Here is an 18,273-nt window from a genome sequence, read left to right on the forward strand (position 1 = left end):
TGACGCACTAACGCTCACCTGCTCTATCCCCACTCGTTCCGTCATGTCCCCGCGGAATCCCGGAGCCCCCACATGAGCCTGTCCGTCTCCCGGCGCCTTGCTGCCGTGACCGCGTTCGCGGTCGCCGGCCTCTTCGCCTCCACCGCCCCCGCCGCACTCGCCGCCCCCACGGCGGTCACCGCGGCGCCGACACCGCCCGACATACCGCTGGCCAACGTCAAGGCCCACCTGTCGCAGCTCTCGACGATCGCCGCCAACAACGGCGGCAACCGCGCCCACGGCAGGACCGGCTACAAGGCCTCGATCGACTACGTGAAGGCCAAGCTCGACGCGGCCGGCTTCACGACCACCCTGCAGACCTTCACCTCCAGCGGTGCCACCGGCTACAACCTGATCGCCGACTGGCCGGGCGGCGACCCGAACTCGGTGCTGATGGCCGGCTCGCACCTGGACTCGGTGACCTCGGGCGCGGGCATCAACGACAACGGCTCCGGCAGCGCGGCCGTCCTGGAGACGGCCCTCGCCGTCTCCCGGGCCGGTCTGCAGCCCACCAAGCACCTGCGCTTCGGCTGGTGGGGCGCGGAGGAGCTGGGCCTGATCGGCTCGAAGTACTACGTCAACAACCTGCCGGCGGCCGAGAAGGCGAAGATCTCCGGCTACCTGAACTTCGACATGATCGGCTCGCCGAACCCGGGCTACTTCGTCTACGACGACGACCCCACGATCGAGCAGACCTTCAAGAACTACTACGCCGGCCTCGGCATCCCGACCGAGATCGAGACGGAGGGCGACGGCCGGTCCGACCACGCCCCCTTCAAGAGCGCGGGCATCCCCGTCGGCGGTCTGTTCTCCGGCGCCGACTACACCAAGACGGCCGCGCAGGCGCAGAAGTGGGGCGGCACCTCCGGTCAGGCCTTCGACCGCTGCTACCACTCCTCGTGCGACAGCCTGTCGAACATCAACGACACCGCCCTGGACCGCAACTCCGACGCCGTCGCCTACGCGATCTGGACGCTCGGGGCGGCCACTCCGGTCCCGCCGGGCCAGTCCTTCGAGAACACGACGGACGTGACCATCCCGGACTCCCCGGCAGCGGCGGTGACCTCCTCGATCACGGCCTCCGGCGTGACGGGCAACGCGCCCGCGACCACCAAGGTCGACGTGAACATCGTCCACACCTACCGCGGTGACCTGGTGGTCGACCTGCTCGCCCCCGACGGCACCGTCTACAACCTGCACAACCGCTCGGGCGGCAGCGCCGACAACCTCGTCCAGACGTACACGGTGAACGCCTCCAGCGAGGTCGCCAACGGTGTCTGGAAGCTCCGGGTCAAGGACTCGGCGGCGCAGGACACCGGCTACATCAACAGCTGGAAGATCACTTTCTAGGCCTTCCGGCCCGCTGATCCGGCCCTGCGGGCCGCTGATCCGGGCCTGCGGGCCGCTGATCCGGGCCTGCGGACTCCGGGGCTCCGGCGCGATCCGATCCGGTCGTGCCGGAGCTCAGGCGTCCTCGGCGCGTGCCTGTCCCGACACCTGGAGCGGCCCCTGGATCCTGGCGCGCAGCTCCGAGGCCACGGCCGCGATGTCCGCCCGCCCGCACTTCGCAGCCTCCACCAGGTCGCCGAGCTCCTCCGGCGAGGGCAGTTGCTTCGCCCCGGCCACCCGCAGGTACGAGCGGGTGGCCGCGGCCGCGTAGAACTCGTTCATCGGGGATTCCAGCGCGGGGCACACCGCGAGGGTGTGCAAAAACGCGGCGGCCCGCCACGCGGTGTCCGGGGCGGGCTGTTCGGGCACCAGGACGAGGTCGTTCTGGTGCCGGGCGACCGCGGCGGCCACCCCGGAGGGATCCCACACGGCGGGATCGGACGGGAGATGGTGGGCCAGAGCGGTCCAGGCCCACTCCATGGTGATCTTCAATTGCCGAACCGCTCCTGGAAGTAGCCCCAGTGGTCGGCGAACTCCTCTATGCCGGAGAGGAAGTTCTTCCGGTCCTCGTCGAGTTCGCGTTCGGTGACCTCGGTGATCAACGCGGTGACCGTCGTCCCCAGCGCCGCCGCACGCGCCTTGAGGCGTTCGTGGAACTCTTCGTCCAGGCGGATGGTGACGTGTCTCGACATGTCCATCACCGTACAGCGGGTGCGCTGTACGGGTGGCAGGAATGCCGCGAGGGTGGGCAGAGACACAGTCCCGGCCCACCCTCGCGGTGCGCTCGCCCGTCGGGCGACGTCCGTGCGACTACTTGTTGGCGTTGGCCGCCTGCACCAGCGCGTCCTTGGTGACCGCGCCGACGTAGACCTTGCCGTCGTCCGTGATCAGTGCGTTGACCAGGCGGGTCGACAGGACGCGGCCCTCACCGAACTTCCCGTTGACCTTGTCCCCGAGGGAGTCGAGGAACTGCTTGGCCTCCTTCGGGGCGTTCTTGTCGTTCTCCAGGTCCTTCAGGCTGCGCTGCGTGCCGGAGTCGATCCGGGCGATGGTCGACCAGCCCTCGCCGAGCACCTTCACGTCGCCCTTGCCGCCTGCACCGCCGGCCAGGTCACCCAGGCCCGGGAAGGAGTCCAGCGCCTTCCAGTGCTCGTCCGCACCGTCCTTGCCCTTGCCCGCCCCGTCGACGCCCTCGGTCACCTTGGCGCCCTTGGGTGCGGTGAAGGCGAAGGTGTCCGCGGCCGGCTTGGCGAAGTCCACCTTGGTGAAGCCGGCGTCCACGATCGGCTTGCCGCCCTGGGCGGAGAGCACCTGCACACGCAGCGGGACGCCGTTCTTCGCGTCCACCGCGATCTGGACCGAGCCGACCGTGGAGCCGCTCTGCTTGGGCTTGAGCACCAGCTGGTAGGCGTCCCGCCCGGCCACCTGCGCGGTAGCGCCGACGCTGACGTCCGTGGTGGGGCCGGCGGCGGCCAGGAGCTCCTCGGCCAGCTTCTGCGGCGAGGCGGCGAGCCGGTCGCCGGTCTTGTGCTCCTTGCCTTCCTTGCCCTTGCCGGCCTCGGCGTTCTTCTCGTGGAAGACCTCGTTCGACTTGGAGTCGTAGCCCCACACGTCGTCGCCGTTGTGGATGAGGCTGTACTCGTCCTTGCCGTCGAGGAAGGTCAGCCGCTGGCGGTCCGGGCCGTCGGCCGCGACGCGCAGGGTGTGGCTGCCGTTCGCCAGCTGGGCGACCTTGTCCTCCGGATTGGCGGAGCCGCCCGCGATGCCGCCGCCGCCGAGCAGCCCGCTCGCGATCTTCGGCAGACCGAGGTCGGTGGTGATCCGGGCGGTCCCGGACAGCTGCTGCACGTCCGAGGCGGCGACCTTCTCGATGAGCTGCTGCGCCGTCACCTTCGGCAGGTCGGGCCCGCCGGCGTTTGCGAAGGCCGGGACCATCGCAACGGTCGCCGCGGCCACACCCGCCACCGCTACCGGTACGGCGTACCGGGCGGCCTTGCGAGAAGTCTTGGTGTTCGGTGCCATGTCAGTGCCCTGCCCTCTGTGTCGACTGCGGTGACCACCGTGTCGCCGCGCTCACCCGATCTGGTGGGGTTTGATGACTCCATCTGACCAAATCCGGGGCGCGGGGGCGTCAGTCCCCGGACGCAACTCCGCGTACGCCCGTGGGATGACATGCAAAGGGCCCCCCTCCCCCGACCCGTAGGGGTCGCCGGGGCGGAAGGGCCCGTTCCGCAGGTACGTCGGCTATCCGGCGCGGTGCACCACGGCATCGCACAGCTCTTCGAGGGCCGACTTCGCGAAGCACTCCGGCAGCGGCGCGAGCGTGGCGCGCGCGTCCTCGGCGTACTGGATGGTGTCGCGGCGGGCCCGCTCCAGCGCGGGGTGCGCCCGCAGCCGGGTGAGGACCTCGGCGTGGCGGGCGTCGTCCGTCAGGTCGCCGTCCAGGAGGGATACGAGCTCCTGGTCGGCCGGGTCGCCGCCCTGGGCCGCCATCTCGCGCAGCCGCAGGACGGGCAGCGTCGGGATGCCCTCGCGCAGGTCGGTGCCCGGGGTCTTGCCGGACTCGTGCGCGTCGGAGGCGATGTCGAGGACGTCGTCCGCGAGCTGGAAGGCGGTGCCGAGCCGCTCGCCGTACTGGGTCAGGATGTCGACGACCGACTCGTCGGCGCCGGACATGAGCGCGCCGAAGCGGCCGGAGACCGCGATCAGCGAGCCGGTCTTGCCGGCGATGACGTCGAGGTAGTGGGCGACGGGGTCGCGGCCGTCGCGCGGACCGGCCGTCTCCAGGATCTGGCCCGTCACCAGCCGCTCGAAGGCCTCGGCCTGGATGCGTACGGCCTCCGGCCCGAGGTCGGCCAGGATGTGCGAGGCGCGGGCGAACAGGAAGTCACCCGTGAGGACGGCCACCGAGTTGCCCCAGCGGGCGTTCGCGCTCTCCACCCCGCGGCGCACGTCCGCCTCGTCCATGACGTCGTCGTGGTAGAGCGTCGCGAGGTGCGTGAGCTCGACCACGACGGCGGACGGCACGATGCCGGGCGCGTACGGGTCACCGAAACGGGACGCGAGCATCACCAGCAGCGGCCGGAACCGCTTGCCGCCGGCCCGGACCAGGTGCTGTGCGGCCTCGGTGATGAAGGGGACTTCGCTCTTGGTGGCTTCCAGCAGACCCGCCTCGACGGCGGCCAGTCCGGCCTGGACATCGGTCTCAAGAGCCTGGTCCCGCACGCTCAGTCCGAACGGCCCGACGACGGTCACGAGGGGTACTCCTGTCTGCTGACGATCACGCTGACGATCACATGGATTGTCGATGTGTCGCTGCCATCACTCAAGCCAGCGTATCGGGTCTGTTTTCGATCACCGAGAGCGCCTTCCCGGCCACCACCCGCGCACTGTCCGATGCGTCCCGGTATGTTCTGGAGAAGCCGAATCAACCGGAGAATACGCTTTGCCCAGAACTACGACCGATATGGACGAGCCCGCGGATCCGGAGGCCGACCAGCCGCCGCCCCGCGACGACCACGCCTTCCTCGGCCACCCCCGGGGCCTCGCCACGCTCTCCGGGCTGGAGGTCTGGGAGCGCTTCTCGTTCCTGGGCATGCAGGCCATCCTCGTCCTCTACTTCGCGGACACGGTGGCGAACGCTCGGGCATGTCGGCCACCACCAAGCTCGCCCCGCGCGCCTTCGGCAGCCAGACGATGGCGCTCTGGTTCCTCTCGCTCGCGCTGGCCAACGGCATCCAGGCCCAGGTGGTCAAGGTCTACGGCCAGGTGTCGAACCCCGTGTACTTCGGCCTCAACGGCGCCGTCGCGGTGGCGGTTGGCGTGGTCGTGATGGCGATGGCGCCGTGGCTGCGGCGCACGATGCACCCCGTCCACTGAGGCCGGGTCCGAGGAATGCGTACGACGGATACGTCCGAGGCGATTGGCGGCTGAGACCAGATGATCATCCGTACCGACTTCCCGTACGGCACCACCCACGAGGATGTCCGGATCCCGCTCCCCGACGGCGTGGAGCTCTACGCGCGGATCTGGCGCCCGGTGACGGACGAGCCGGTTCCGGCCCTGCTGGAGTACCTCCCGTACCGGCTCACCGACTGGACCGCGCCCCGCGACTGGCAGCGCCATCCCTGGTACGCGGGGCACGGCTACGCCTCGGTACGGGTGGACGTGCGCGGACACGGCTGCAGCGGCGGCCGGCCCGGCGACGAGTACGACGCCCGCGAGCTGGCCGACGGGGTCGCGGTGGTGGAGTGGCTGGCGGCGCAGCCGTGGTGCACGGGGTCGGTGGGGATGTTCGGGATCTCCTGGGGCGGGTTCAATTCGCTCCAGATCGCCGCCCTGGCCCCCGAGCCGCTGAAGGCGGTCGTCACCGTCTGCTCCACGGACGACCGGTTCGACAACGACGTCCACTACATGGGCGGCTCGGTGCTCGCCGTGGACATGCACGCCTGGGCGGCGACCATGCTGGCCTTCGCCTCCCGGCCGCCGGACCCGCAGTTCGTCGGCGACGACTGGCGCCGGCAGTGGCTGGACCGGCTGGAGGCGGTGGAACCCCTCGTGCACACCTGGCTCTCGCACCAGACGCGCGACGACTACTGGCGCCACGGCAGCGTCTGCGAGGACTACACGGCGATCGGCGCGGCCGTGCTCGCGGTCGGCGGCTGGCACGACCCGTACCGGGACACGGTGCTGCGGCTGGTCGAGCACCTGCCGCCGGCCCGCGTACGGGGCCTGATCGGGCCCTGGTCGCACCAGTACCCGGACCGCGGGCTGCCGCCCGGACCCGCCATCGGCTTCCTCCAGGAGACCCTGCGCTGGTGGGACCACTGGCTGAAGGGCGCGGACAACGGAGTGATGGAGGAGCCGCTGCTGCGCACCTGGATCAGCGACTCGCACCCGCCGGCGACGGTGTACGAGGAGCTCCCCGGCCGCTGGGTCGGCGAGAAGGCCTGGCCCTCGGCATCGGTCATCCCCGTCCCGTACGTGTTCCAGGGCGCGCCGGTGGACGTCGCCTCCCCGCAGCACACCGGGCTGGACGCGGGCCGGTTCTTCCCCTTCGGCAATGACGCCGACCTGCCGCCGGACCAACGGGAGGAGGACGCGAAGTCGGCCTGCTTCGAGTTCCCGGTGGGGCGCGAGGAGCCGGTGGAGATCCTGGGACGGCCGTCGGTCACCCTGCGGCTGCGGCTCGACGTGCCGTACGGGCAGGTCGTGGCGCGGCTGTGCGACGTCGCCCCGGACGGCTCCTCGACGCTGGTCACGCGGGGCGCGCTGAACCTGTCCGCCCGCCGGGGCCGCGACCGGGCGCTGCCCTGGCCGGTGGGCTCGTACGAGGACGTCACCTTCGAGCTGAACGGCATCGGGCACGCCTTCGCCCCGGGGCACCGGATCCGCCTCGCCGTGTCCTCCGCGTACTGGCCGTGGATCTGGCCGCGGGCCGGCTCCGAGGCCGGCTGGACCCTGGACCCCTCGGGCAGCGCGCTGACCCTCCCCGTGCGCGCCGCGTCGGCGGCGGACGGCGGGATCGTCTTCGAGGCCCCGGAGCAGTCGGAGCCGCTGGGCGTGGCCTTCCCGGAGACGCTGGACGAGCCGCGCCCGGAACGGCTCGTCGTACGGGACGTGGCGCGCGGGACGTGGCGGTTGGAGGTGGACCCGCGGTACGGCGGCACGCGGGTGTACCCGGACGGCCTGGAGTACGCCGAGGACGCGGAGGAGGTGTACGAGATCCAGGACGCGGACGCGCTGTCGGCGCGCACGCTCTCGCGGTGGCGGATCCGGCTCCACCGGCCGGAACTGGGCTGGGACGCGCGGGTGGAAACCCGCTCGGAGATCCGCTCGGACGAGGGCGGTTTCCTGACGTCGAACGAGGTGGTGTGCCGGGACGGGGACGAGGTGGTCTTCCACCGCACGTGGGAACGCCGGCTTCCGCGGGCCGCGGGCTAGGCCTGCCGGGGCGGGGCGGCTCTCGGGGGCTCCGCGCCCGCGCCCCCACGCGCCCGCGCCCCGAACGCCGGCGAGGCTGAACTGTCAGCCGAACAACCGCTCCAGCACCACCGCGATGCCGTCCGCCTCGTTCGAGAGGGTGATCTCGTCGGCGACAGCCATCAGCTCGTGGTGGGAGTTGGCCATCGCCACCCCATGGGCGGCCCACGCGAACATCGGGATGTCGTTGGGCATGTCGCCGAAGGCGATCGTCCCGGCCGGGGACGCGCCCAGGATCGCCGCCGCCCGCGCGAGCCCGCTGGCCTTGTCGATGCCCGGCGGCTGGAGTTCCACCGTGTGCTCGCCCGCCATCGTGACGTTCACCAGGTGGCCGACCACCGAGCGCGCCACCCGCGTCAGTTCGTCGTCGTCCAGTTCCGGGTGCTGGAGCAGCACCTTGTTGATCGGCGCCGACCACAGGTCGCACCGTCGCTGGACGCTGACCGTCGGAAGGTGGGGGTGCCACATCCGGTAGCCCGGCCCTATCAGCATCTCCGCGTCCACCCCCTCCTGGTTGACCGCCGCGTAGACCTCGCCGATCTCCGCCTCGATCTTGCCGAGGGCCACCTCGGCCAGCTCGCGGTCCATGGACACGGAGTGCAGCAGGCGCCCGCGCGCCGCGTCGTACACCTGCGCGCCCTGCCCGCACACCGCGAGCCCCGTATGGCCGAGCCCGTCCAGGACGTGTCGGACCTGGGGGACGGGGCGTCCGGTGACGATGATGTGCTGGGCGCCGGCCGAGCGCGCCATCGCGAGTGCCGCGTGGGAACGGGCAGAAACGGTGTCCCCGGCTTGCAGCAGAGTCCCGTCCAGGTCAGTGGCGATCAAGGCATAGGGAAGGGCCGGAGGCGGGGCGGAAGTCACGGCGCCAAGGATACGGACCCCTTTGGACAAGTCCTACAAATAATGCCCGAATCCGGCCTCCCGCACGCCCCATCCGTCACTTTGATGCGCTCCTGCGTCGAGCAGGGCAGGGACAGGGCAGGGAAGTACACAACCCCGACCGTAGAGCCCTCACTCGGCCGCACGCACCAAAAGATCAGATATGACCGGAACTGTGGATACCTGACCACGAGCGTCGTCCCGGGGTGTGTTTCATCTCCGCCCGGGTACCCGCGCTTTCCTGCGGGATCCTGAGTAGCGTGTCCCGCACCGTGTCTACCGGGACACCCCCGGACCGCGTCGAAAGCGAGGCAGTACCCCATGCCCCAGCAGAGCCCCCTCGATGTCCCCGAGGGCGACCCGTTCGGGCCGCACAACCTCCCCTACGGCGTCTTCTCGACCGCCGCGGACGACCGGCGGCGGGTCGGCGTACGCATCGGCGGATTCGTCCTCGACGCGGGGGCGGCCGCGGCCGCGCTCGGCTCTCCGTTCGCGGACCTGCTCGGCCGGTCCTCGCTCAACCCGCTGCTCGCTGCCGGCCACACCGCCTGGCGCGACGTGCGCCGCGCGCTGACCGCGTGGGTCACCGACCCCGGCCACCGCCCCACCGTCGAGCCCCACCTGGTGCCGCTCGACGAGGTCACCCTGCACCTGCCGTACGAGGTCGCCGACTACGTCGACTTCTACGCGAGCGAGCACCACGCCACCAACGTGGGGAAGATGTTCCGCCCGGACGGCGATGCGCTCACCCTCAACTGGAAGCACCTGCCGATCGGTTACCACGGCCGCTCCGGCACGATCGTGGTCTCCGGCACCGACGTCGTGCGCCCCAGCGGCCAGCGCAAGGCGCCCACCGACCCGGCGCCGGTCTTCGGCCCGTCGGTGAAGCTCGACATCGAGGCCGAGGTGGGCTTCGTCGTCGGCACCCCCTCCGAGCTGGGCCGGCCGGTGGCGCTGGGCGACTTCGAGGAGCACGTCTTCGGGCTGTTCCTCCTCAACGACTGGTCGGCGCGAGACATCCAGGCCTGGGAGTACGTGCCGCTCGGCCCCTTCCTCGGCAAGTCCTTCGCCACCTCCGTCTCCGCCTGGGTCACCCCGCTGGAGGCCCTGGACGCGGCCCGGGTCACCCCGCCCGCCCGGGACTTCCCGCTCCAGCCCTACCTGGACGACACGGACCTGGACCGCCCCGGCGGCTTCGACCTGCGCATCAGCGTCTCCATCAACGGGCAGGAGGTGGCGCAGCCGCCCTTCGCCACCATGTACTGGACGGCCGCCCAGCAGCTCGCCCACATGACCGTCAACGGCGCCTCCCTGCGCACCGGCGACGTCTTCGGTTCCGGCACCGTCAGCGGTCCCGAGGTCGGCCAGCGCGGCTCGCTGCTGGAACTCACCTGGAACGGCCGCGACGCCATCGAGCTCACCGACGGCAAGCGCACCTTCCTGGAGGACGGGGACACCGTCAGCCTCACCGCCTGGGCCCCCGGCCCGGACGGCACCCGCGTCGGCCTCGGCGAGGTCGTCGGCCGCATCGCGGGTTCGCGCTAGGCCCGCGGCGTACGCCGGGACGGCGGTGGCGGCCCCGGCCGCCACCGCCGTCCGCGTGCGGCCCCCGTTCGGAGGCGCGCCGCGTGCGCCCGGCGGCCGGGGCCGGGATGGTGGGCGGATGGAAGCGGGAACCCGTACCCCGTACCCCCACCGCCAGGAGCTGCCGCCATGTCCGTACGCACTCTGAAGACCTTTCTGACCTGCGCGGCCGCCGTGTCGCTCGGCCTGGCCGCCGTGGCCCCGGCGCACGGGGTCGAGGGGCCGGCTCCCGATCCGCGCGACGCGAAGGCCATGCGGGACATGGCGACGGCGATCGCGGTGACGGCCAAGTACGCGGACGAGCGGGAGGCCCTCAAGGACGGGTACGTCCCCCACGGCGAGGAATGCATGACCAACCCGTTCGGGGTGGGCGCCATGGGCTACCACTACGTGAAGCAGGCCAACTGGGGTTCCAAGGACCCCGCCAGGCCGACCGCGCTCCTCTACAGCAAGGAGAAGGACCGCAACGGCCGTCGCAAGCTCCAGACCGTGGAGTGGATGTCCACCGACCGGGACCAGGACCTGAAGACCGCCGACGACCGTCCGAGCATGTTCGGGCTGCCCTTCGACGGGCCGATGCCGGGCCACTGGGCGGGCATGCCCAAGCACTACGACCTGCACATGTGGGCGTACAAGGAGAACCCGGCCGGCCGCTTCCACAACTGGAACCCGGCGCTGACCTGTCCGAAGAAGGCGCCCACACCGGCGAACCCCGCGCACGGGCACGGCCGCTAGTCCGCACCTGCGCAGTCAAGTGCCATGTGCATATGACTCACGCATAAGGACGGCTTCTCCGGGAATCGCGGGCGATACGCTGGTCGGACTCGCGAGACTCCGTGGCATGGGAGCACTACCGATGAGCGTCGATCCCGAGACCCCCGAGCAGGAGCCCGCCCCGCGCTGGCCCGTCCCGCCCTCGGGCGGGTGGACGGCCGACGACCTTGACCGGCTTCCCAACCTGCCTCCGCACACGGAGCTGATCGACGGGAGCCTGATTTTCGTGAGTCCGCAAACCCGTTTCCACATGCGAGCCCTGCGATTCTTCGAATGGCAACTCGAATCACTGGTTCCGGACGGACTCGAAGTGATGCGAGAGTTCACGATCGACATCGACCGGCTGAACCGGCCCGAGCCGGACGTCCTGGTCGTCGATGAGGAACTGGCCCGGGGCCCCGAGCAACAGACACGGATCCCCGCCGCGTCCGTCCGGCTGGCCATCGAGGTCGTCTCCCCCGATTCGATCGGCCGGGACCGCGAGACCAAGCCGGCCAAATACGCCCGGGCAGGAATCCCCCACTACTGGCGGGTCGAGAACAAGAACGACCGGGCAGTCGTCTATGTGTTCGAACTCGAACCGGCCACGCGTGTCTACGTCGCCACGGGCATCTTCCACGACCGGCTGAAGGTCGCGGTTCCGTTCCCCATCGACCTGGACCTCACCACCATCAAACCGAAGGGGCTACCGGAGTAGACCCGCGCACGACCAAGGGCCCGGTTCCCCCGAAGGGGACCGGGCCCTTGGCCATTGCGCGGACCGGTCAGCGGACGAAGGTGCTCGCCTGCCCCGCCAGCTCCAGGAAGTACTGCGGGGCGACGCCCAGGGCCAGGGTGACGGCGACGCCCACCGCGATGGTGGTCATCGTCAACGGCGAGGGAACGGCAACCGTCGGGCCGTCGGCCTTCGGCTCGCTGAAGAACATCAGGACGATCACCCGGATGTAGAAGAACGCGGCGATCGCGGAGGAGAGGACACCGATCACGACCAGCACCCCGGCGCCGCTCTCCGCCGCCGCCTTGAACACGGCGAACTTGCCGGTGAAGCCCGAGGTCAGCGGGATACCCGCGAAGGCCAGCAGGAACACCGCGAAGACGGCTGCCGTCAGCGGCGAACGCCGCCCGAGCCCCGCCCACTTGGACAGGTGCGTGGCCTCGCCGCCCGCATCGCGCACCAGCGTGACCACGGCGAAGGCGCCGATCGTCACGAACGAGTACGCGCCCAGGTAGAAGAGGACGGACTGGACGCCCTCCGCCGAAGTCGCGATCACACCGGCCAGGATGAAGCCCGCGTGCGCGATCGAGGAGTAGGCCAGCAGCCGCTTGACGTCCGTCTGGGTCACGGCGATCACCGCACCGGCGAGCATCGTGACGATGGCCACCGCCCACATCACCGGACGCCAGTCCCACCGCAGCCCCGGCAGGACCACATAGAGCAGCCGCAGAAGGGCGCCGAACGCGGCCACCTTCGTCGCCGCCGCCATGAATCCGGTGATCGGGGTCGGGGCGCCCTGGTAGACGTCCGGGGTCCACATGTGGAAGGGGACCGCACCCACCTTGAAGAGCAGGCCCGTCATGATCAGTGCACCGCCGATCAGCAGCAGCGCGTCGTTGCCCATGGTGGAGGCCAGCGCCGGGTCGATGTTCGCGACCGTGCCGTCGACCACGTCGGCGATCACCGCGTACGAGACCGAGCCCGCGTACCCGTAGAGCAGTGCGATGCCGAAGAGGAGGAAGGCGGAGGAGAAGGCACCCAGCAGGAAGTACTTCACCGCGGCCTCCTGCGACATCAGCCGCTGGCGGCGGGCGAGGGCGCAGAGCAGGTAGAGCGGGAGGGAGAACACCTCAAGGGCGATGAACAGCGTCAGCAGGTCGTTGGCCGCCGGGAAGATCAGCATGCCGGCGATCGCGAACAGGGCCAGCGGGAAGACCTCGGTGGTGGTGAAGCCGGCCTTGACGGCGGCCTTCTCGCTGTCGCTGCCCGGTACGGACGCCGCCTGGGCGGCGAAGGAGTCCACGCGCTTGCCGTGCGCCGCCGGGTCCAGCCGGCGCTCGGCGAAGGTGAAGACCGCGACGACCGAGGCCAGCAGGATGGTGCCCTGGAGGAACAGCGCCGGACCGTCGACGGCGATGGCGCCCATCGCGGCGATGTGGGCCTTGCCGGAGGCGTACCCGCCGGCCGCGAGGCCGACGACCGCGGCGAAGGCCGAGGCCAGCGCGGCGACGGTGAGGAACACCTGTACGTAGTAGCGGGACTTGCGGGGCACGAAGGCCTCGACCAGGATCCCGAGCACCGCCGCGCCCACCACGATCAGCGTGGGCGCGAGCTGTGCGTATTCGATGGTCGGTGCCGGGATCCGGTCGGCCGGTGCCTCGGCCGCCAGTGTCCACAGGCTGTGGGCGGAAGTCAGTGTGCTCACTTCGCCGCCTCCCCGTTCTTGGCTTCGACGTCGACCTCGGGCTTCGGGTCCGTCTGCTTCACGTCCGACATGGTGTGCTCCACCGCCGGGTTGACGATGTCGGTGAGCACCTTCGGGTAGACGCCCAGCCCGATCAGCAGGGCGATCAGCGGGGCGACCACCAGGACCTCCCGCAGGCGCAGGTCCGGCATGCTGCGGACCTCCTCCTTCACGGGGCCCGTCATGGTGCGCTGGTAGAGCACCAGCGTGTACAGCGCGGCCAGCACGATGCCGGTGGTGGCGATGATCCCGACGACCGGGTACCGGGCGAACGTGCCGACCAGCACCAGGAATTCACTGACGAAGGGCGCGAGGCCCGGCAGCGAGAGGGTGGCGAGGCCGCCGATCAGGAAGGTGCCGGCAAGGACCGGGGCCACCTTCTGGACGCCGCCGTAGTCGGCGATGAGCCGCGAGCCGCGCCGCGAGATCAGGAAGCCGGCCACCAGCATCAGCGCCGCCGTCGACAGGCCGTGGTTGACCATGTAGAGGGTGGCACCGGACTGCCCCTGGGAGGTCATCGCGAAGATGCCCAGGATGATGAAGCCGAAGTGCGAGATCGAGGCGTAGGCCACCAGCCGCTTGATGTCCCGCTGCCCGACGGCGACCAGCGCCCCGTAGACGATGCTGATCAGGGCCAGGACGAGGATCACCGGCGTGGCCCACTTGCTGGCGTCGGGGAAGAGCCCGAGGCAGAAGCGGAGCATCGCGAAGGTGCCGACCTTGTCGACGACCGCGGTGATCAGTACGGCGACCGGGGCGGTGGACTCGCCCATCGCGTTCGGCAGCCAGGTGTGCAGCGGCCACAGCGGGGCCTTCACCGCGAAGGCGAAGAAGAAGCCGAGGAACAGCAGCCGCTCGGTGTTGGTCGACATGTCGAGCGTGCCCGCGGCGCGGGCGGCGATGATCTCCTGGAGCGAGAAGTTCCCGGCGACCACGTAGAGGCCGATGACGGCCGCCAGCATGATCAGGCCGCCGACCAGGTTGTAGAGGAGGAACTTGACCGCCGCGTAGGAGCGCTGCGTGGCCGCGTTCTCCTCGGAACCGCCGTGTGCCCGGTCCCCGAAGCCGCCGATGAGGAAGTACATCGGGATGAGCATGGCTTCGAAGAAGATGTAGAAGAGGAAGACGTCGGTGGCCTCGAAGGAGATGATCACCATCGCCTCGACCAGCAGGATCAGGGCGAAGAACCCCTGGGTCGGCCGCCACCGGGTGGACTTGGTCTCCAGGGGGTCGGCGTCGTGCCAGCCGGCCGCGATCACGAAGGGGATCAACAGCGCGGTGAGCCCGATGAGCACCACCCCGATCCCGTCCACGCCCAGCTCGTAGCGGACACCGAAGTCGGCGATCCACGGCCTGGATTCGGTGAGCTGGTAGCGGTCGCCGCTCGGGTCGAAGCGGATCGCGACGAGCACGGCCAGGGCCAGGGTCGCCAGCGAGAAGAGCAGCGCGAGCCACTTGGCCGCGGTCCTGCGGGCGGCCGGGACGGCCGCTGTCAGGATCGCGCCGACCGCGGGGACCGCGGCCGTCACCGTCAGAAGCGGGAAGTTCATTTCACACCGCCCTCATCAGCAGGGTCGCGGCGATCAGAACCACCGTGCCCCCGAACATCGAGACCGCGTAGCTGCGGGCGTAGCCGTTCTGCAGCTTGCGCAGGCGGCCCGAGAGCCCGCCGACCGAGGCGGCCGTCCCGTTGACCACCCCGTCGACCACGCTGTGGTCGAGGTATACGAGCGAGCGGGTCAGGTGCTCCCCGCCGCGCACCAGCACGACGTGGTTGAAGTCGTCCTGGTAGAGGTCCTTGCGGGCCGCCCGGGTGAGGAGCGAGCCGCGCGGGGCGACGACCGGGACGGGCTTGCGTCCGTACATGGTCCAGGCGATGGCGATGCCGATGACGAGGACCACCATGGTGGCCGCGGTGACCGTCATGGCGCTGACCGGCGGGTTGCCGTGCTCGTAGCCGGTGACGGGCTCCAGCCACTTCAGGAAGCGCTCGCCGATCTCGAAGAAGGCGCCGGCGAAGACCGAACCGAGCGCCAGGATGACCATCGGGAGGGTCATCGACTTCGGGGACTCGTGCGGGTGCGGCAACTCGCCTCCGGCGTCGGGCTGCCAGCGCTTCTCACCGAAGAAGGTGAGGAGCATGACGCGGGTCATGTAGAAGGCGGTGATGCCGGCGCCCAGCAGGGTCACGCCGCCCAGGATCCAGCCCTCGGTGCCGCCCTTCGCGAAGGCCGCCTCGATGATCATGTCCTTGGAGAAGAAGCCCGACAGGCCCGGGAAGCCGATGATCGCCAGGTACCCGAGTCCGAAGGTCGCGTAGGTGACCGGCATGTACTTCCGCAGGCCGCCGTACTTGCGCATGTCGACCTCGTCGTTCATCCCGTGCATCACGGAACCGGCGCCGAGGAAGAGGCCCGCCTTGAAGAAACCGTGCGTCACGAGGTGCATGATCGCGAAGACGTAGCCGATCGGGCCGAGGCCCGCGGCGAGGATCATGTAGCCGATCTGCGACATCGTCGAGCCCGCCAGGGCCTTCTTGATGTCGTCCTTCGCACAACCGACGATCGCACCGAAGAGGAGCGTGACCGCGCCGACGACGGTGACCACCAGCTGGGCGTCCGGCGCTCCGTTGAAGATGGCGGCGGAGCGGACGATCAGGTACACGCCCGCCGTCACCATGGTGGCCGCGTGGATCAGGGCCGAGACCGGGGTCGGGCCCTCCATCGCGTCCCCGAGCCAGGACTGCAGCGGGACCTGCGCGGACTTGCCGCAGGCGGCCAGCAGCAGCATCAGGCCGATCGCCGTCAGCGTGCCCTCGGAGGTCTCGCCCACCGACGCGAGGACCGGCTCGAAGGCGAAGGTCCCGAAGGTGGTGAACATCAGCATGATCGCGATCGACAGGCCGATGTCGCCGACGCGGTTGACCAGGAAGGCCTTCTTGGCGGCGGTGGCCGCGCTGGGCTTGTGCTGCCAGAAACCGATCAGGAGGTACGAGGCGAGGCCCACGCCCTCCCAGCCGAAGTACAGCAGCAGGTAGTTGTCGGCGAGGACCAGCAGGAGCATCGCCGCGACGAACAGGTTCAGGTAGCCGAAGAAGCGGCGGCGGCGCTCGTCGTGCTCCATGTACCCGATCGAGTACACGTGGATGAGCGTGCCCACCCCGGAGATCAGCAGGACGAAGGTCATCGACAGCTGGTCCAGCTGGAAGGCCATGTCCGCCTGGAAGCCCTCGACGGGGATCCAGGTGTACAGGTTCTGGGTCAGGGTCCGGTCCTCGGCCGTGCGCCCCAGCATGTCGGCGAACAGTGCGACGCCGATCCCGAAGGAGACGGCCGCGAGCAGGGTGCCGATCCAGTGACCGACCTTGTCGAGGCGCCGGCCGCCGCACAGCAGCACCACCGCTCCGAGCAGGGGCGCTGCCACCAGCAGCGCAATCAGGTTCTCCACAGCGACCCCTTACAGCTTCATCAGGCTGGCGTCGTCGACCGAGGCCGAGTGGCGGGTACGGAACAGCGACACGATGATCGCCAGGCCGACCACGACCTCCGCGGCGGCGACGACCATCGTGAAGAACGCGATGATCTGGCCGTCGAGGTTGCCGTGCATCCGGGAGAACGCGACGAAGGCGAGGTTGCAGGCGTTGAGCATCAGCTCGACGCACATGAACAGCACGATCGCGTTCTTGCGGATCAGGACCCCGACGCCACCGATCGTGAACAGCAGGGCCGCCAGGTACAGGTAGTTGACCGGATTCACTTCGAGGCCTCCTCACGGCCGAGGCGCTCGGACGAGGCCTGCTCCAGTGCCTTGAGGTCGTCGATCGCCTGGCTGGAGACGTCCCGGATCTGACCGCGGGCGCGCAGTGTCCGGTTGACGGTCAGCTCGGACGGGGTGCCGTCCGGCAGCAGGCCGGCGACGTCCACCGCGTTGTGCCGGGCATAGACGCCGGGCGCGGGCAGAGGCGGGAGCTGGACGCCCTCGCGGACCCGCTTCTCGGCGAGCTCGCGCTGGGTGGCGGCCCGTTCGGTGCGCTCGCGGTGGGTGAGCACCATCGCGCCGACGGACGCGGTGATCAGCAGCGCGCCGGTGATCTCGAAGGCGAAGACGTACTTGGTGAAGATCAGCTGCGCGAGGCCCTCGATGTGCCCGGCGGAGTTGACCCGGCCGAGCCCGTTGAAGTGGGTGAGCCCGGCGTTGGCGATGCCGCCGATCAGCAGGGTGCCGAAGCCGAGCCCGCACAGGGCGGCCAGCCAGCGCTGTCCCTTGATGGTCTCCTTCAGCGAGTCGGCGGCGGTGACGCCGACGAGCATGACCACGAAGAGGAAGAGCATCATGATCGCGCCGGTGTAGACGATGACCTGGACGACGCCCAGGAAGTACGCCCCGTTGGCGAGGTAGAAGACGGCCAGGATGATCATCGTCCCGGCCAGGCTGAGGGCACTGTGGACGGCCTTCTTCATCAGGATCGTGGCCAGAGCGCCGATGACGGCGACCGTGCCGAGGACCCAGAACTGGATCGCCTCGCCCGTGGAGGTCATGGAGGACACGGAGGCGGCCACGGCGCTCATGCGTCCACCTCCTCGGACTTCCCGTTCTCCGGGGCGACTTCGCCCTTGGAGACGGCGACCTGCCGGACCGTGCCCGGGGCCGCCCCGGTCACCAGTCCGCGGTAGTAGTCCGTGTCGTCCGCGCCGGGGAAGATCGAGTGCGGTGCCTCGACCATGCCCTCGGTCAGACCGGAGAGCAGCTGCTCCTTGGTGTAGATGAGCGATTCGCGGCTGGAGTCGGCCAGTTCGAACTCGTTCGTCATGGTGAGCGCCCTGGTCGGGCACGCCTCCACGCACAGCCCGCACAGGATGCAGCGGGCGTAGTTGATCTGGTAGACGGCGCCGTACCGCTCACCCGGGGAGTAGCGCTCCTCCTCGGTGTTGTCCGCGCCCTCCACATAGATCGCGTCGGCGGGACAGGCCCAGGCACACAGCTCGCACCCGATGCACTTCTCCAGACCGTCGGGGTGCCGGTTGAGCTGATGCCGTCCGTGGAAGCGCGGTGCGGTCGTCTTCTGCTGCTCCGGGTACTGCTCGGTGAGGCGCTTCTTGAACATGGCCTTGAAGGTCACGCCGAAGCCCGCCACCGGGTTCTGCCACTTCTCGTCGGACATCTC

16 protein-coding genes and 1 pseudogene are annotated in these 18,273 nt (G+C 70.1%); 6 read left to right on the forward strand and 11 right to left on the reverse strand.

Annotated features, from left to right (window positions below; all coding sequences use genetic code 11):
- The first annotated feature begins 72 nt into the window (after positions 1 to 72).
- The gene (locus IE257_RS20815) at positions 73 to 1,389 is read left to right on the forward strand and encodes a M28 family metallopeptidase (protein WP_189970728.1); all 1,317 of its coding nucleotides are present in this window, start codon (positions 73 to 75) and stop codon (positions 1,387 to 1,389) included.
- A 114-nt stretch (positions 1,390 to 1,503) separates the two neighbouring features.
- On the opposite strand, the gene IE257_RS20820 is transcribed toward IE257_RS20815, so the two are convergent.
- The 4 genes from IE257_RS20820 to IE257_RS20835 form a co-directional block, all read right to left on the reverse strand.
- Positions 1,504 to 1,920 (reverse strand): hypothetical protein, encoded by a 417-nt coding sequence (locus tag IE257_RS20820; protein ID WP_229920538.1) that lies wholly within the window; start codon positions 1,918 to 1,920, stop codon positions 1,504 to 1,506.
- Positions 1,917 to 2,120 (reverse strand): ribbon-helix-helix domain-containing protein, encoded by a 204-nt coding sequence (locus tag IE257_RS20825; protein ID WP_225884906.1) that lies wholly within the window; start codon positions 2,118 to 2,120, stop codon positions 1,917 to 1,919. The genes IE257_RS20820 and IE257_RS20825 overlap by 4 nt, the downstream gene beginning before the upstream one ends.
- A gap of 118 nt (positions 2,121 to 2,238) precedes the next feature.
- Positions 2,239 to 3,450 (reverse strand): LolA family protein, encoded by a 1,212-nt coding sequence (locus IE257_RS20830; RefSeq protein WP_189970730.1) that lies wholly within the window; start codon positions 3,448 to 3,450, stop codon positions 2,239 to 2,241.
- A 222-nt stretch (positions 3,451 to 3,672) separates the two neighbouring features.
- Entirely contained in the window at positions 3,673 to 4,683 is a 1,011-nt protein-coding gene (locus tag IE257_RS20835) for a polyprenyl synthetase family protein (protein WP_052874826.1), read from the reverse strand.
- A 381-nt stretch (positions 4,684 to 5,064) separates the two neighbouring features.
- Between IE257_RS20835 and IE257_RS20840 the strand changes: the two are divergent.
- Together IE257_RS20840 and IE257_RS20845 are read left to right on the forward strand one after the other, a co-directional pair.
- Positions 5,065 to 5,307 (forward strand): annotated as a pseudogene (locus IE257_RS20840) (peptide MFS transporter); the annotation flags it as partial.
- 60 nt (positions 5,308 to 5,367) lie between these two features.
- Positions 5,368 to 7,371 carry a CocE/NonD family hydrolase gene (locus IE257_RS20845; protein ID WP_189970732.1) on the forward strand — a complete coding sequence of 668 codons (2,004 nt, stop codon included), beginning with the start codon at positions 5,368 to 5,370 and terminating at the stop codon, positions 7,369 to 7,371.
- Between the two features lie 84 nt (positions 7,372 to 7,455).
- On the opposite strand, the gene IE257_RS20850 is transcribed toward IE257_RS20845, so the two are convergent.
- Positions 7,456 to 8,274 (reverse strand): HAD family hydrolase, encoded by an 819-nt coding sequence (locus tag IE257_RS20850; RefSeq protein ID WP_189970734.1) that lies wholly within the window; start codon positions 8,272 to 8,274, stop codon positions 7,456 to 7,458.
- Between the two features lie 339 nt (positions 8,275 to 8,613).
- Between IE257_RS20850 and fahA the strand changes: the two genes are divergently transcribed.
- The 3 genes from fahA to IE257_RS20865 all read left to right on the forward strand — a co-directional run bounded on the left by fahA (position 8,614) and on the right by IE257_RS20865 (position 11,347).
- Positions 8,614 to 9,837, forward strand: a complete 1,224-nt coding sequence (gene fahA / locus IE257_RS20855) for a fumarylacetoacetase (protein ID WP_189970737.1) — start codon at positions 8,614 to 8,616, stop codon at positions 9,835 to 9,837.
- A gap of 168 nt (positions 9,838 to 10,005) precedes the next feature.
- Positions 10,006 to 10,611 carry a hypothetical protein gene (locus IE257_RS20860; RefSeq protein ID WP_189970739.1) on the forward strand — a complete coding sequence of 202 codons (606 nt, stop codon included), beginning with the start codon at positions 10,006 to 10,008 and terminating at the stop codon, positions 10,609 to 10,611.
- 121 nt (positions 10,612 to 10,732) lie between these two features.
- The gene (locus IE257_RS20865; protein ID WP_189970740.1) at positions 10,733 to 11,347 is read left to right on the forward strand and encodes a Uma2 family endonuclease; all 615 of its coding nucleotides are present in this window, start codon (positions 10,733 to 10,735) and stop codon (positions 11,345 to 11,347) included.
- A gap of 67 nt (positions 11,348 to 11,414) precedes the next feature.
- Here IE257_RS20865 and nuoN read toward each other — a convergent pair whose 3' ends face one another.
- The 6 genes from nuoN to nuoI are packed head-to-tail and all read right to left on the reverse strand — an operon-like array spanning position 11,415 to position 18,270.
- Positions 11,415 to 13,070, reverse strand: a complete 1,656-nt coding sequence (gene nuoN / locus IE257_RS20870; protein ID WP_189970742.1) for an NADH-quinone oxidoreductase subunit NuoN — start codon at positions 13,068 to 13,070, stop codon at positions 11,415 to 11,417.
- Positions 13,067 to 14,659 (reverse strand): NADH-quinone oxidoreductase subunit M, encoded by a 1,593-nt coding sequence (locus IE257_RS20875; protein ID WP_189970744.1) that lies wholly within the window; start codon positions 14,657 to 14,659, stop codon positions 13,067 to 13,069. Before IE257_RS20875 ends, nuoN begins: the two co-directional genes overlap by 4 nt.
- 1 nt (position 14,660) lies before the next feature.
- A complete protein-coding gene (gene nuoL / locus IE257_RS20880) occupies positions 14,661 to 16,556 on the reverse strand; it encodes an NADH-quinone oxidoreductase subunit L (RefSeq protein ID WP_189970746.1) in 1,896 nt (631 codons plus the stop codon).
- Positions 16,557 to 16,565: 9 nt separating this feature from the next.
- The gene (gene nuoK, locus IE257_RS20885) at positions 16,566 to 16,865 is read right to left on the reverse strand and encodes an NADH-quinone oxidoreductase subunit NuoK (RefSeq protein WP_052874835.1); all 300 of its coding nucleotides are present in this window, start codon (positions 16,863 to 16,865) and stop codon (positions 16,566 to 16,568) included.
- The gene (locus IE257_RS20890) at positions 16,862 to 17,677 is read right to left on the reverse strand and encodes an NADH-quinone oxidoreductase subunit J (RefSeq protein ID WP_189970748.1); all 816 of its coding nucleotides are present in this window, start codon (positions 17,675 to 17,677) and stop codon (positions 16,862 to 16,864) included. The genes nuoK and IE257_RS20890 overlap by 4 nt, the downstream gene beginning before the upstream one ends.
- Positions 17,674 to 18,270 (reverse strand): NADH-quinone oxidoreductase subunit NuoI, encoded by a 597-nt coding sequence (nuoI, locus tag IE257_RS20895; RefSeq protein WP_189970750.1) that lies wholly within the window; start codon positions 18,268 to 18,270, stop codon positions 17,674 to 17,676. The genes IE257_RS20890 and nuoI overlap by 4 nt, the downstream gene beginning before the upstream one ends.
- Positions 18,271 to 18,273 lie beyond the last annotated feature (3 nt).

The organism is Streptomyces avidinii (assembly GCF_014650695.1).
Lineage (GTDB): Bacteria > Actinomycetota > Actinomycetes > Streptomycetales > Streptomycetaceae > Streptomyces > Streptomyces avidinii.

Bases quoted from the DNA above. Each gene is read 5' to 3' on its own strand.
- IE257_RS20865 (WP_189970740.1), top strand. From the start codon at position 10,733: ATGAGCGTCGATCCCGAGACCCCCGAGCAGGAGCCCGCCCCGCGCTGG.
- IE257_RS20890 (WP_189970748.1), bottom strand. From the start codon at position 17,677: ATGAGCGCCGTGGCCGCCTCCGTGTCCTCCATGACCTCCACGGGCGAG.
- IE257_RS20860 (WP_189970739.1), top strand. From the start codon at position 10,006: ATGTCCGTACGCACTCTGAAGACCTTTCTGACCTGCGCGGCCGCCGTG.
- IE257_RS20875 (WP_189970744.1), bottom strand. From the start codon at position 14,659: ATGAACTTCCCGCTTCTGACGGTGACGGCCGCGGTCCCCGCGGTCGGC.
- fahA (WP_189970737.1), top strand. From the start codon at position 8,614: ATGCCCCAGCAGAGCCCCCTCGATGTCCCCGAGGGCGACCCGTTCGGG.
- nuoI (WP_189970750.1), bottom strand. From the start codon at position 18,270: ATGTCCGACGAGAAGTGGCAGAACCCGGTGGCGGGCTTCGGCGTGACC.
- IE257_RS20845 (WP_189970732.1), top strand. From the start codon at position 5,368: ATGATCATCCGTACCGACTTCCCGTACGGCACCACCCACGAGGATGTC.
- IE257_RS20830 (WP_189970730.1), bottom strand. From the start codon at position 3,450: ATGGCACCGAACACCAAGACTTCTCGCAAGGCCGCCCGGTACGCCGTA.
- IE257_RS20815 (WP_189970728.1), top strand. From the start codon at position 73: ATGAGCCTGTCCGTCTCCCGGCGCCTTGCTGCCGTGACCGCGTTCGCG.
- IE257_RS20825 (WP_225884906.1), bottom strand. From the start codon at position 2,120: ATGTCGAGACACGTCACCATCCGCCTGGACGAAGAGTTCCACGAACGC.